This window comes from Pirellulales bacterium (assembly GCA_035939775.1).
Taxonomy (GTDB): Bacteria; Planctomycetota; Planctomycetia; order Pirellulales; family DATAWG01; genus DASZFO01.
In genome coordinates, this window is the sequence record DASZFO010000087.1 from 1 (window position 1) to 13,200 (window position 13,200).

Annotated in this window: 10 protein-coding genes; 5 read left to right on the top strand and 5 right to left on the bottom strand. The window is 61.1% G+C overall.

The window, feature by feature from the left end; translation table 11 throughout:
• Positions 1-101: 101 nt before the first annotated feature.
• Entirely contained in the window at positions 102-1,898 is a 1,797-nt protein-coding gene (locus VGY55_05060; GenBank protein ID HEV2969340.1) for a PEP-CTERM sorting domain-containing protein, read from the bottom strand.
• A 590-nt stretch (positions 1,899-2,488) separates the two neighbouring features.
• On the opposite strand from VGY55_05060, the gene VGY55_05065 reads away from it, so the two are divergent.
• The 4 genes from VGY55_05065 to fliG all read left to right on the top strand — a co-directional run bounded on the left by VGY55_05065 (position 2,489) and on the right by fliG (position 6,280).
• Positions 2,489-3,400, top strand: a complete 912-nt coding sequence (locus tag VGY55_05065) for an alpha/beta fold hydrolase (GenBank protein ID HEV2969341.1) — start codon at positions 2,489-2,491, stop codon at positions 3,398-3,400.
• A gap of 94 nt (positions 3,401-3,494) precedes the next feature.
• On the top strand, positions 3,495-4,346 hold the full coding sequence (locus VGY55_05070; protein ID HEV2969342.1) for a triphosphoribosyl-dephospho-CoA synthase: 852 nt from the start codon (positions 3,495-3,497) through the stop codon (positions 4,344-4,346).
• Positions 4,347-4,361: 15 nt separating this feature from the next.
• On the top strand, positions 4,362-4,853 hold the full coding sequence (locus VGY55_05075) for a 6-pyruvoyl tetrahydropterin synthase family protein (GenBank protein HEV2969343.1): 492 nt from the start codon (positions 4,362-4,364) through the stop codon (positions 4,851-4,853).
• A 434-nt stretch (positions 4,854-5,287) separates the two neighbouring features.
• The gene (gene fliG, locus VGY55_05080; protein HEV2969344.1) at positions 5,288-6,280 is read left to right on the top strand and encodes a flagellar motor switch protein FliG; all 993 of its coding nucleotides are present in this window, start codon (positions 5,288-5,290) and stop codon (positions 6,278-6,280) included.
• A 51-nt stretch (positions 6,281-6,331) separates the two neighbouring features.
• Here the strand turns inward: fliG and VGY55_05085 are convergent, their stop codons facing one another.
• Positions 6,332-6,649: a HigA family addiction module antitoxin gene (locus tag VGY55_05085; GenBank protein HEV2969345.1), complete on the bottom strand. Its 318-nt coding sequence runs from the start codon at positions 6,647-6,649 to the stop codon at positions 6,332-6,334.
• Positions 6,650-6,797: 148 nt separating this feature from the next.
• Between VGY55_05085 and mutS the strand changes: the two genes are divergently transcribed.
• Complete coding sequence (mutS, locus tag VGY55_05090) at positions 6,798-9,395, top strand: DNA mismatch repair protein MutS (GenBank protein HEV2969346.1); 2,598 nt, start codon at positions 6,798-6,800, stop codon at positions 9,393-9,395.
• Positions 9,396-9,469: 74 nt separating this feature from the next.
• Here mutS and VGY55_05095 read toward each other — a convergent pair whose 3' ends face one another.
• From VGY55_05095 to VGY55_05105, 3 genes are all read right to left on the bottom strand, one after another.
• The gene (locus tag VGY55_05095) at positions 9,470-10,054 is read right to left on the bottom strand and encodes a peptidylprolyl isomerase (GenBank protein HEV2969347.1); all 585 of its coding nucleotides are present in this window, start codon (positions 10,052-10,054) and stop codon (positions 9,470-9,472) included.
• A 104-nt stretch (positions 10,055-10,158) separates the two neighbouring features.
• Positions 10,159-10,653, bottom strand: coding sequence for a TIGR03067 domain-containing protein (locus VGY55_05100; GenBank protein ID HEV2969348.1), 495 nt, complete (start codon positions 10,651-10,653; stop codon positions 10,159-10,161).
• A 393-nt stretch (positions 10,654-11,046) separates the two neighbouring features.
• Positions 11,047-13,200: CHAT domain-containing protein (locus VGY55_05105; GenBank protein HEV2969349.1), on the bottom strand; the 2,154-nt coding region annotated here is incomplete at its 5' end.

Here is a 13,200-nt window from a genome sequence, read left to right on the forward strand (position 1 = left end):
TTGAGAATCTGATCGAGCGGGCCGTCATTCTCTCGCCCGGGCCGGTGCTGCATGTTTCGCGCGCCGATTTGAAACCCGCGGCATCGCTGGCCGAATTCCCCTCAAACGACGGTGCGACTCTTGCCGACAGTGAACGAACTCACATTCTCAGCGCGCTTCGGGAGACGAACTGGGTGGTGTCGGGACCCGGCGGAGCTGCGACACGACTTGGGTTGAAGCGATCCAACCTGCAGTGGAAGATGAAGAAGCTCGGCATCTCGCGCCCCCACCCGCGATAGGGCCTGACGGCCAATCAAGCTCGTGATGGCGAGGAGAACCAGCAGCAGTGTGGAAGGTTCGGGAACCGACGATGGATTGCCGCTCCCGTCGGAGATACTCGGCGACAGGGACGCCAGTTCGGAGCCACCGCCGCTGTTCATGCCGGCCAAACCGCTTCCACCCGCTCCGAATGGTCCGCTGGGCGCCAGCGAATCACCCAAGGCAAATCCGCCCAATTGGCCAAGTGGATTGCCCGAGGCATTGCTGGTGGCGATCGTCACGGTGCCGGCGCTGCCGGCCGTGCCGCCGATGACCAGCGTACCCTGAATAATGTGATTGGCCGTGAGATCGCTGCCGGCGTTGACCTGCGTCGAGCCCGAGCCGTCAATGTTGCCGACTTGCTGATGCGTGCCGGAGACAAGGAGACCGGGCGCCGAGCTGTTGTTCGTGATGTTTGCGCGATTCGAGCCGTTGGATAGCGCGGAGACCGTGCCGGCCAATTCCAACGTCGCGCTGTTGTTAACCGCGGCCGTGACTCCCGTGCCGACGGTAGCCGCGCCGGAGGCGAGGCCGAATCGCAGCTTGCCCGTGCCGCCGACCGATAAGGCCGTCGCATTGCCCAGATTGATCGAGCCGGTGATCGCAGTCGTGCCGCTGCCGGAGACGTTGATTTGCTTGCCAGAGGCGTCGTTCAAGGGGCCGGCGATCGTAAAGACGCCACCAGAATTCTGCGCGATGTTCAAACCGCTGGCGAGCGTGATCGGCGCGGAGATCGTCTGCGCGCCGTTGCCGTTAGCGCCGGAGATATTGATCGCCGCAGCGGAAGACCCGGCGGCTTGCAGCGTCAGCGTGTGCGTGCCGGCAATCAGATAATTGTTCGGGTTGTCGAACGTGAGCGTGCCGACGGTCTTGTCGGCGTCGAGGGTTACAGTGCGATTGGCCGTGATGATCGTGGTGAAGCCAGCCGAATCGCCGATTCCGCTGGGGGCCACGCCGCCAATCCAGTTTGATCCGACCGACCAATTGCCGTCGCCATCGACTCCCCAAGTCTTCGCCGCGTTGCTGACCGACACGTTGTCGAGAAGAACTGCGCCGGTGGCATCGGCCCCGTGAAAGTAGATGCTTGTGGAACTGGAGGATGCGGTTTCGGTAAATGAAAAAAGCTTGTACGCCACAGCCGGGGAATTCGTGGGGTGATAGTAGAATGCGTTGGTGCCCATCGTTGTGTCGTTTGCGCCGCCAGAATCCCACTCCGGACCAAGTCCGAATTGCGATCCCGAGCTGGCTGTCATCGCGACCCAGAACGATACCGTGTATTTTTGATTCGGGACGGTGCTAATGACCTGGTTCAGACAGTCCTGCGTGCCATCGGTCACGGCGGACTGGAACGCGATGTAATGCATGCCGCTTTCCGCGGAACCCGGCCCGTTACCGTTCGCGAAGACATTCAGGTTGCTCGAATTCGTGGGAGGGCTGTTCGTCCAACCGATTGGCAGGATGTCGGTCGAAGACCCAAAGACTTGCGAGTAGTTCCCTCCTTCATAATCCCCGTTCACGAAAAGATTGCCGGCCGACGCCGTGTTTGCCCACCAACAGAGCATGCCCACGAGGAACGCTATCGCAACAAATCTTGTTTGCATAAGAGCCTCCGTTTTCCGTCCGGGGTCGTCATGCGATTGGCGTGCGCGAAAGACGATTACGCGCGTCTACGGCCGAGCGAACCGCAGCTTGTCGGTGTTCCAGCCCGGCTGCGCTCTCGCAAATGGCCAGTCAAATAGCGGCGCTTCGCGGAGCGTGCAGATCAGTACAGGCGCATTTTTAGGGTATCGCTGCGGTACTGTCCAGCAGATTCTGGATGTGCCCTAAGATCTAGTGCAGCCATGATCGCGGCCGGTCAATCCGAGTAGCGGAGGTGGGAACTCAGTCGGCATTCTCAGCCGGCTCGTAAGCCAGCCGAAACGGTTCTTCTGCTTTCTCGCCGCCCAGTTTGTGCGACACCACTCTGCACCTGCCCGACCGGCTGCTGACGATAATCGACGATTCTCCGACCAGGCGCTAAAACACGGATACGGAGAATCATAACTCCGCGAGTGCTGTGCGTCGTTCCGTTTGGCTGAATCTGTGTATTATCCGTGCTCCATCTGTGGCCGCGTCCACCGCCTGCCCTGTCAAAGCGGCCGTTCAGTCGTTATATTCGCGCTGTGACAGACGGTTTCGCGAGCGAGATTTCATGGCCGGCCAGCAACCAACGGGGCGGGAGAGTTGGCGGGCCCTGTATCCGTTTGCCTCGCGGTTTGTCGATCTCGACGGTGTGCGCTGCCATTGTTTGGACGAGGGGACCGGACCCGCGCTGCTGTTGGTCCACGGCAATCCCACCTGGTCGTTTCATTGGCGGAATCTGATCTCCGCCTTACGGCCGAGGTTTCGCTTGATCGCCCCCGATCATATCGGCTGTGGGTTGAGCGATAAACCGCGGGAATATCCGTATCGACTGAGTCAGCACGTCGAGAATCTTGTCCAATTGATCGAGCATCTCGATCTACGTGAGATCACGCTCGTGGCGCACGACTGGGGCGGCGCGATCGGCTTAGGTGCGGCGCTGCGATGCAAACAGAGATTCGCTCGGCTTGTTTTGATGAACACGGCGGCGTTCCGCTCGACGCGAATGCCGTGGCGGATTCGTGTCTGTCGCATGCCTGTGCTCGGCCCACTGGCGGTCCGCGGGCTAAACGGGTTCGTGCGGGCGGCGCTCTGGATGGCCGTCTGTCGGCACGACCGGATGACGCACGAGATTCGAGCCGGTTATCTCGCGCCGTACAACAGTTGGGCGCATCGGATCGCGATCCAACGATTTGTTGACGACATTCCGCTGTGCCCGCGACATCCAAGTTACGACACGCTGACGGCCATCGAATACGGCCTGCCGACGCTCGCCCATCTGCCGACGCTCTTGATCTGGGGCATGCGCGATTGGTGTTTCACGCCGCATTTTCTCGATCGCTTTTTGGATTTCTTCCCCGCGGCGGAAGTACATCGCCTCGCGGAAGCGGGACATTGGGTCGTCGAAGACGCATACGAGCAGATTATTCCGCTAATCGAACAATTCATTGCCAAACAGGTAACGTTCCACCCAATCGTTTAACCCGGAGCCAAAGGCGACGGAAGACCGCCGCTATTCCGTCGCCGTTGGCTCCGGGTTAAACGACGGAGACGCATCGGGCGATTCTGTCAATAAAATGAGCGACTTCTCAATTGGCCAATGCGCGACGCTCGCTTGTTTCTTTGAGGCAACGGCGCCAAAGCCGGGCAACGTGCATCGCGGAGCGGATTTCGAGGATCTCACGTATCCCGATCTGATCACAAGCGCGATCCTTATCGGCCCGATGATGGAAAGCGCTCGTCAGCAGCGACTCGGGGAGACCATTCTTGATGCCGTGCGAGCAACGCAACAGACAGTTGGCACGAATTCCAATTTGGGCACGATCTTGCTTTTGGCCCCGCTGGCGGCCGTGCCGCGCGAAGAACCGCTGGGGAGCGGAATTGGCCGAGTGCTCGACCAGCTCGACGCCGCCGACGCCCGTCTCGTTTACGACGCGATTCGGCTGGCTCGACCCGGCGGCTTGGGCCAAGTGCATGATTCCGACGTCGCTGGCGAGCCGCCGGCCGACTTGATCGCCGCGATGCGATTGGCTGCCGATCGCGATCTTGTAGCTCGACAATACTCGAATGGCTTTCGCGAAGTTCTGGGCGATGTTGTGCCGGCGATTCTGAGCGGTCTCGATCGCGGCTGGGGAATTAACGGTGCAATCGTACATGCCCAGTTGACAATGATGAGCCACTTTCCCGACAGCCTGATCGTCCGGAAATGCGGCACGGATACCGCGCGGCGGGCCGCGGATCACGCCTCCGAGGTGCTGCAGGCGGGAACGCCGGCAGATGATTCATTTTGGCAAGTGGCCGACGATCTTGATTTTTGGCTCCGTTCGGATGGCCACCGCCGCAATCCGGGCACCACGGCAGATTTAATCGCCGCTGGATTGTTTGCTCTATTACGCGATGACAGAATGAAAGTCGGCAGTCGGCAGTAGGAGGGTGAGTAATGCATGTCTGAGAGCTATCGCGTCCGCGTCGAAAAAGATGATCTGGTCTTCAGTGCCGCGCATTTCATCACGTTCAACGGCAACGTTTGTGAACGGCTGCACGGGCACAACTATCGTCTGGCCGCAGAGGTCGAGGGGCCGCTCGACGAAAACCAGTATGTTATCGATTTCATCGCGCTGCGTGACAGCTTGCGATCGATTGCCGTCGAGTTGGACCACTTCATGCTGCTGCCGACCGGACATCCCATGATCCGTGTCGTGGCGGACGAACGAGGCGTGGAGGTGACATTCGAGGATCGGCGGTGGGTCTTCCCCCGGTGCGATTGCAAGCTGTTGCCGGTGGCCAACACCACGACTGAGTTGCTGGCCCGATATATTGGCCTTCGTCTGCTCGACGAACTGGAACGCCACACGGGCATTCGGCCCGGATTGCTGCGAATCGAGTTGGAGGAATGCTTCGGCCAATCGGCGACCTGCGAACTGCGGGGCGATTAGCGTGGGGTCAGATTTCTCGGATTTGAAGTCCGAAATCTGATACGTCGGCTCGAAAACCCCAATGCGTGGTTCGCGGCGCAGCATTTGCGCTGAAAAATGGTCGCGAATTACTTGAGTTGCCCCGCATCGCGCGCCGATATTGGGCAGCGAGTCTTCGTCTCGGGGTACGCGGTGCCGCGACGCGTTCCCGCCCTATTGCTCGTTTGGCTCAATGACACCCAATCCGCCCGAATTACCGCTTCGAGACGTCGCCAGCGCGAATGCGAGCATTGGGGCGCATCGAAACGTAGCTCGGCATGGTCAAAGCGTCGTCATCCCTGACGCCCGGCGACTGACTCTTGACCCCTGTGTCGCTGAGGTGGTCCGTCGTCAGCCGTATGTCGCGGCCGGCGTTCTTGCGTTTTGGCTGCGAACTGGAAATCCGTGAACAACTCATGCTGAGCGTGCGCAAAGCGGCCGTGCTGTTGATGAGCCTTCCCGAGGATGAGGCTGCGCAAGTTCTCGGCAAGCTGACTCCCAAGCAGGTCGAGGCGGTGACGATCGAGATCGCCAAGCTGGGCGACATCTCGGGCGACGAGCAAGAGTTGGTGATTAGCGAATTCGCCGACAGCAACCCGACCTCGCAAGCCGGCGGCAAGGGAGGCTTGGACGCCGCGAAATCGCTCGTCGAAAAAGCGCTAGGCAAGAACGCGGGGAATACGCTCGACAACGTCCGCCAGCAGATCGAGGCCCTGCCATTCGGGTTTTTGCAGAAGGTCGATAGCCAGAACCTGCTCACGTTCATCATCGACGAGCATCCGCAGACGATCGCCCTGATCCTCTCGCATCTCCCGCCGGCGCAGGGGGCCGACATCATCGCTGGCTTGCCGAGCGATCGGCAGCTTTCCGTGATCCGTCGCGTGGCCGCGATGGGACAGACCAATCCGGAGATCATTCAGGAGGTCGAGAAGGGGTTGGAACATCGGATGGCAAGCCTGATGAACCAACAATTCGAGGCAGCCGGCGGCGTACCGACCGTGGCCGAGATTCTCAACGTGGCCGATCGCGCCACGGAGCGCACGCTGCTGGAGAATCTGGCCCAGGAAGATCCCGATCTGGTCGAAGAAATCCGCCGGTTGATGTTCGTCTTTGAAGACTTGACGAAGTTCTCCGACAAGGACATCCAGACCGTGCTCAAGAACGTCGAGACCTCGCAGTGGGCGATGGCGCTGAAGGGCGCGAGCGAAGACCTCAAGCAAAAGGTGCTGGGCAATATGTCGCAACGGGCCGCCGACATGCTCAAGGAAGAGATGGAGTATCTCGGCGCCGTCAAACTCTCCGCCGTCGAACAGACGCAGCAGCAAATCGTCGACGTAGTCCGCCGCCTGGAAGACTCGGGCGACATCACCATGAACGCCGGCGAAGCGGAAGAGCAGTTTATTCAGTAGGGACCGATGGTGGCGGCGGGGGTTTCCAGAACCGCGGCGGCCGTCGCCGCCTCAACGGTCGACCGTGCCGGATCGCGTTAGAACGCTGACCTCTCGGTCAAGCCGATTTCCCAACTTGTCTTTTTCGACTTCGAGGTCGTAGCGAGCTTGCAGATTAAGCCAGAACCGTTCCGATGTCCCGAAATAACGGGCCAATCGCAGCGCCGTGTTGGCGCTGATCGCTCGCTGACCGCGGACAATCTCGTTGATCCGGCGAGGCGGAACACTTGTTTCCTTCGCCAGCCGACGCTGGCTGATATCTAAAGGAGTCAAGAATTCCTCACGCAAGACTTCACCAGGGTGAATGGACTCAATTGTCTGTCGCGTCATACAATCCTCTTATCGCGACGGGGTAACTCGCCAAGCGCCATTATCACGGCGCCGTTTCGCTCTTTCGATTGTACTTATTCCTCGTCATAGTCTCCAATTGGTATCTGACTCTGGCCTCCGGCCGCGGCGACTGCTATCTTGCGCCGGTATGTCTAGCACGCCGATGATGAAGCAATGTCAGGAGGCCAAGGCGGCTTGCCCCGATGCGCTCTTGTTGTTTCGGATGGGGGATTTTTATGAGTTGTTCCATGACGACGCGAAGGTGGCCGCTCGCACGCTCGGCCTGGCGCTGACGAGCCGCGAGAAAGGGGAAAACGCCACGCCGATGGCCGGCTTCCCGCATCATCAGCTTCAAAGCTATCTCGCGAAGTTGGTGGCCGCCGGGATGCGCGTGGCCGTGTGCGACCAGATGGAAGACCCGCGGCAGGCGAAAGGGATCGTCCGCCGCGAGGTGACGCGGATCGTCACGCCGGGGACTGTGACCGACGATGCGCTCCTCGATCCGCACACGAGCAATTATCTGGCGGCGATCGTGCCGGGCCCGACAGTCGGCGTCGCCTGGGTCGAATTGTCCACGGGCCGATTCTATGCCGCCTGCTTTCCGCCCGAGCGCATCGTCGATCAACTTGCCCGCATCGATCCGGCTGAATGCTTGTTGGCCGAGGAGACCGCCCCGCCGCAACCGGCCGACAGCCGCACGCTTATCACGCGCCGACCCGCCTGGGCTTTCGCGCTGCATGCCGCGACGGAGGCGCTCACTCGACACTTCGGCACGGCGAGCCTCGAAGGATTCGGTTTTGCCGTTGAGAGCGACGCCCCGGCAATCCGCGCGGCCGGAGCGATTCTCGAATACCTCGGCGAGACGCAGAAGAGTTCGCTCGCCCACATCGATCGGCTGATGCCGTATCGCAGCGGACAGACGCTCGAACTCGACGAATCGACGCGCCGTAGCCTCGAAATCACGCGCTCGATGCGCGACGGCCGCCGCGAAGGCTCGCTGCTGGCGGTGCTCGATCGAACGGTAACACCAATGGGCTCGCGCTGGCTGGCCGATTGGCTTGCGAATCCGCTCACTGACCTGGTTGCGATCAGCGAGCGGCTCGACGCGGTGGCCGAATTGGTCGCCGACACGCGACTCACCGAAGATGTGCAACAGCGGCTTAGCGGCATTTACGATCTGGAGAGGCTTTTGGCGCGAGTCACGACGGGTCGGGCATCGCCGCGCGATCTGGCCGCGGTTGGCAGGACGTTATCGGCATTGCCGGCGATCAAGGCCCGGCTCACCGCCCGCAAGAGCGCACTTCTATCGCGGCTGGAAAACGAACTCGACTTATGCGCAGAAATCCGCGCGAAGCTCGAAAAGGGGCTGGCCGACGATTGCCCGCTTGCCAGCCGCGAAGGCGGATTCATTCGCAGCGGGTTTCATGCCGATCTCGATTCGCTCCGGGAACTTGCCAGCGGCGGCAAGCAGTGGATTGCCCGCTACCAGGCCGACGAAACTGCGCGGACCGGCATCCCAAGCCTGAAAGTCGGTTTCAACAAGGTGTTCGGCTACTATCTTGAAGTGACGCACACCCATGGTCACAAGATTCCCGACCACTACATCCGCAAGCAGACGGTCAAGAACGCCGAGCGCTACGTCACGTCGGAACTCAAGGAATACGAAGAGAAGGTGCTCTCGGCAGACGAGAAGGCCAAGGAACTCGAATACCAATTGTTCGTCGAGCTGCGCGAAGCGACGGCCGCCTGCGCGAAGCGGCTGCAAACGACCGGCGCGGTGCTCGCGCAACTGGATGTGCTCGCGTCGCTCGCTGCGCTCGCTCGGCAGCGCGGCTATTGTCGGCCGCAATGTGTCGCCGAGCCGACGCTCCGGATCATCGACGGCCGGCATCCGGTGCTCGATATCGTCGCCCCCGAAGGCTCGTTCGTTCCGAACGACACGAAGTGCGGCGGCGAGAACGGGCTGATCCTGTTGATCACCGGGCCGAACATGGCGGGCAAGAGCACGTACATCCGCCAAGTCGCGCTGCTAGCGCTACTCGCGCAAATTGGCAGTTTCGTGCCAGCCCGCGAGGCCGTGATCGGCGTCGCGGATCGAATCTTCGCCCGCGTCGGGGCAAGCGACGAATTGACTCGCGGGCAGAGCACCTTCATGGTCGAGATGACCGAGACGGCCCGCATCTTGAACATGGCGACCGATCGCAGCCTCGTAATCCTCGACGAGATCGGCCGCGGCACGAGCACGTACGACGGAGTGTCGCTGGCTTGGGCCGTGGTCGAATACCTGCACGACCGGATCGGCTGCCGCACTCTGTTCGCCACGCATTACCACGAGCTGACCGATCTGGCCCGAACGCTTGCCGATGTGCGGAATCTCAACGTCGCCGTGCGGGAATGGGAGGAGCAACTCGTCTTCCTGCACAAGATCATCGAAGGCCCGGCGGACAAGAGCTACGGCATCCACGTCGCGCGCCTGGCCGGCGTGCCCCGCGAAGTGAACGAGCGGGCCAAAGAAATCCTAGCTCGATTGGAGCAAGACCACCTCGGCGCCAACGGCCGCTCGAAACTCGGCCGCCGCGGCTCAGCCCGCCGCGCCGGCGATCTGCAACTGACGCTCTTCGAGCCACAAGAGCACCCGCTGCTCGATCAAATCCGCGCCCTCGATTTGCACAACACGACGCCGCTGAAGGCGCTGGAGTTGCTTGAACGGTGGAAAACAGAACTAGCTGTGAAAGGCGACGGGTGACGGACGCCAGGAGTCGTGCATGCCATTGTCTGCCGCGCGGCGGCATTGACACGGCGCGCTCTACTGAACGCCGACTATGGTGCTTTGGCGTCGAGTTGACCGCAGTCGGCAATGACGATCTTGGCCTTGGTTTTCCCGGACTCCGATCCGAGGCTCTCGATTTTCTTCACGACGTCCATGCCGTCGATGACCTTACCGAAGACAACGTGTTTGCCGTCGAGCCAGGAAGTCTTCACGGTGCAAAGGAAGAATTGCGAGCCATTGGTATCAGGCCCTGCATTGGCCATGCTGAGCACGCCCGGACCGGTGTGCTTGAGTTCGAAGTTTTCGTCGGCGAATTTCTCGCCGTAAATCGATTTGCCGCCAGTCCCATCGCCTTTAGTGAAGTCGCCGCCCTGGCACATAAAGTCGGTGATGACGCGATGGAATGTGCTCCCCTTGTAGCCGAAGCCTTTCTCGCCGGTGCACAGCGCGCGAAAGTTTTCAGCCGTCTTCGGAACTACGTCCGAGCGCAATTCAATGACAATCCGGCCCAACGCTTTGCCGTCCGCAGTGATGTCGAGAAAACACCTGGGAAGCTTATTGCCGTCGGCGGCACGCAAAAATGACGCGGCTAAGGCGACGCCAAGCACGGCAAACACAGTGAAATTGCGAATCATAGATTCTCCATAAGGATTGAGGCGCGCCGCGCGAACACGGCTGCGCCGATGTATCGGCATCCGAATCTCCTCGTCTGACGTTTCGGACTTGAGACTCTCACCTCTCAATTATTGACTCGCTCGAGCTTAATCAGGATCGTGCTCGAATCGGGCTTGCTTTCCACGGCGGCCGGGCGATCGGCTTTGGCTGGCTGATCTCCGTCGAGATTGAAGCACCATTGCATCGTATCGCCATCGAGCGTGTACACTCCCTCGACCACTTCCTTGTGCTCCTCGAACTGTTTGGCCGTCTCCGCGACGTCGAGCAGTTTGGGAGTCGCGTTGGCTTCCAATCGCAACAGCCTGTTTTGCGTGGTAAAGGCATTTGCGTCGGCTGTGACGGTTAGCGCGTCGTCCTTGAAAGTGAACACCAGCCCGAGCTTCACGACCTCGTCTTGGTCTTGGCCCCGTTGGACGAGCGATACTACCTTCCAGCGGCCTTGCAGCTTGTCGAGTTCCGTCTTATTCACCTTGGCGCGATCGGCATTCTCGTCGGCCAGCGCGGTGCCTGCGACCAACAGCGTGAGTATTGAGAGAAAGTACCGTCCGACGGCGTTCATAAAGCCTCCTGAATCGCGATCGTTGAGACGATCAGCTTGATGCGACTCGCACCGGCAGACACCATGGTATAGTGATCCGCGCATTCCGATCAAGACGGTTGCCCTTGGCGTCGATCTCCGCTACCACCGCCATTATCGAGGCGGCGACGATCGGCCACAAGCAACTTCAGCTCATCGCCCGACCCGACGGGGCCGCTGCTCGCGTTCCGGTCGATCCCGGTCATTCTGTGCGTCGTGGTCGGTTTGCTTTTCGGCCGCTTGCGATCGTGATTTTGGCAGGTAATTGCCATCGAAATCGTCGCGGTCGGACATATGATTTGTGTCTTGAGCGCGAATCCATTGAGGCCAATAGGGTGAGCTACGCTCCGACCGTCGATACGATTTCGCGTTGAGTCACCGCCAGTCGCCGCTTAACTCGAAGGCGGCCCAGTAGCGCGGCGAGAGGCCGGCCGTTGACGATGGCGTTTCCGCCGGCCTGGGCGAGAATTCCAGGCCGCGCAGCAGGCCGGGCTGCTTTGGCCCTTCGTGCAGCAACCAGCGCTGGGCTTCGCGGAGGGCCTCGATCTTCGACATCTTCTTGCGCCACAGGTTGTCGTAGAAGCGGCTCATCAACGCTTGCGTCGCTTGGTCGGAGACCTTCCACAAACTCGCCACCACGGTCTTCGCGCCGGCCGTTTGAAATGCGCGTTGCAAGCCGAGTAATCCTTCACCGCCCGCCGATTGACCCAAGCCGGTTTCGCAGGCCGAGAGCGTCACCAGTCGCACGCGGCTCAAATCCAGATCGGCAACTTCCAATGCCGTGAGGACGCCGTCGTCCCTGGCGTCGCTGTATGGCCGATTGGCGCCGGCCAGCACGAGGCCCGACAGCAAGCCGGGATCCAAACCGGAGGCGTTGTTTTGCGAGGCGCTCGCTGGGTTTGTCAGCGCGGCGCCGGCGGCCGGGTTCGCCTCGGCCGATTTTACTTCCGGCGGCGCAAAGAACCCGTGCGTGGAGAAATGCAGATAGTCGCACGCGGCTGCCGCGGCGCACACGGCGCTCTTCGTCGCGGCCGCTTTCGTCAACTCGGTCGCATGGCCGGCACTGAACTCGGCCCCGAACGACGCTCCGATCGCGGCCACCTCGTCGCGCGTGCCGGGCAGCGCCGGCCAATTGAACGGCTCGCCGCCGCGCATCGCAATGTGGCCCGTCCGCGCCAAATCCTCCCCGCCCGGATCGGCGCCGAAATCCACGTCGCCCACCAACAGCAGCGACGGCTTCTTGTCGGGCGCCGGCCGCGCTGCATCGCCGGCCAGCAATTCCGGCAATAATCGTGGAATCGGCACGATGGCGATCGCTACGTCGTCGATGAGATACGTGCCGGGTTGTTTGCCCGGCAGCGCCGCCCAGGGCAACGGCGCGGTGAGACTGTTCGGCGAAATCAATACCGTCTTGGCGCCGACGATATGTTTTTCCAGCGGTTCCCACAACAATTCCCGCAACTGCGCGCCCGGATCGCCGGCGCTCGTGCCGCCATACGTCCGTCGCCATTGGGCGATCGCCGTTTCAATCGGCTCGCGCGGCCCGAATTCGACGCGCTCGATCGGGGCGTCAGGGCGAATCACGAACGCCAGCAGCCGGTTATGCGAATTGATCGGCTTTCCCTTCTCCACCCGCGCGTAGCGTCGGTAACCAAGGAAGTCGATCAGCACCGTGTCCGCCGGCAGGGCTTTGCGAATTTCGTCCGGGGTGCGGTGTTGCTCATCGAGCTGTTTGCGAAAGTCGGCGCTCAATGCTCCCAAGGCCGCTTGCAATTGATCGACTCTGTCGGCCAGCGCTGTCTCCTCCGCTTGTCGCTCACTTGCCGAGAGTTGCGATTGCCGTGGCAGTGTGGCCAAACGGCGGCTAGCGTCTGCCAATTCGGCTTCGAGCCGGGCCGCCTCGGCATTGCCGCTCTCCGCCAATCGATGATGCAGCCGTTGAATCTGTTGCTGGCGAGCCCCCACTTCTCCCTTCCAACTGAGCACCGCGTGATAGACGCGCTCGGCGGGAGTATTCGACTTGTCCGTCAGCCAGAGATAGGCGTCCAGGCATTGCCAGGCTTGCATTCGCATCGCCTCTTGCTGGCGTTCCGATTGCACGGCGGCAGAATGATCAAGCAGCTCGCGCATGATTCCCAAGGCCCGCGCCGAGAGGCGTTCCGCTTCGCCATAATCTTTCATCAAGCAATCGAGAGTCGCGAGGTTGTTGAGTGCCAACGCATAATCGGAGTGGCGCTCGCCGAGCGTCTGTTTAACGATGGCCTGAGATTGCAGGAAGAGTGGCCTCGCGGCGGCATAGTCGCCCGTCTCCCGGTAGAGCAGAGCCAGATTGTTCAAGTTTCGAGCGTAGGCGGGATGTTTCGCGCCGACCGCCTCTTCGTTGATCGCCATCGCCTTCCGGAACAGCGGCTCGGCCTTGGCAAAGTCGCCGGTCTCGAGATAGAGATTCGCCAAATTGTCGAGGGTGCTGGCATAGCTAGGGTGTTTCTCGCCGACGGTTTCCTTGGCGATCGCCAGCGACTGAAGCAG

Excerpts from the sequence above, each read along its gene's own strand:
- VGY55_05060 (HEV2969340.1), bottom strand. The coding sequence starts at position 1,898 with ATGCAAACAAGATTTGTTGCGATAGCGTTCCTCGTGGGCATGCTCTGT.
- VGY55_05065 (HEV2969341.1), top strand. The coding sequence starts at position 2,489 with ATGGCCGGCCAGCAACCAACGGGGCGGGAGAGTTGGCGGGCCCTGTAT.
- VGY55_05070 (HEV2969342.1), top strand. The coding sequence starts at position 3,495 with ATGAGCGACTTCTCAATTGGCCAATGCGCGACGCTCGCTTGTTTCTTT.
- VGY55_05075 (HEV2969343.1), top strand. The coding sequence starts at position 4,362 with ATGTCTGAGAGCTATCGCGTCCGCGTCGAAAAAGATGATCTGGTCTTC.
- fliG (HEV2969344.1), top strand. The coding sequence starts at position 5,288 with ATGCTGAGCGTGCGCAAAGCGGCCGTGCTGTTGATGAGCCTTCCCGAG.
- VGY55_05085 (HEV2969345.1), bottom strand. The coding sequence starts at position 6,649 with ATGACGCGACAGACAATTGAGTCCATTCACCCTGGTGAAGTCTTGCGT.
- mutS (HEV2969346.1), top strand. The coding sequence starts at position 6,798 with ATGTCTAGCACGCCGATGATGAAGCAATGTCAGGAGGCCAAGGCGGCT.
- VGY55_05095 (HEV2969347.1), bottom strand. The coding sequence starts at position 10,054 with ATGATTCGCAATTTCACTGTGTTTGCCGTGCTTGGCGTCGCCTTAGCC.
- VGY55_05100 (HEV2969348.1), bottom strand. The coding sequence starts at position 10,653 with ATGAACGCCGTCGGACGGTACTTTCTCTCAATACTCACGCTGTTGGTC.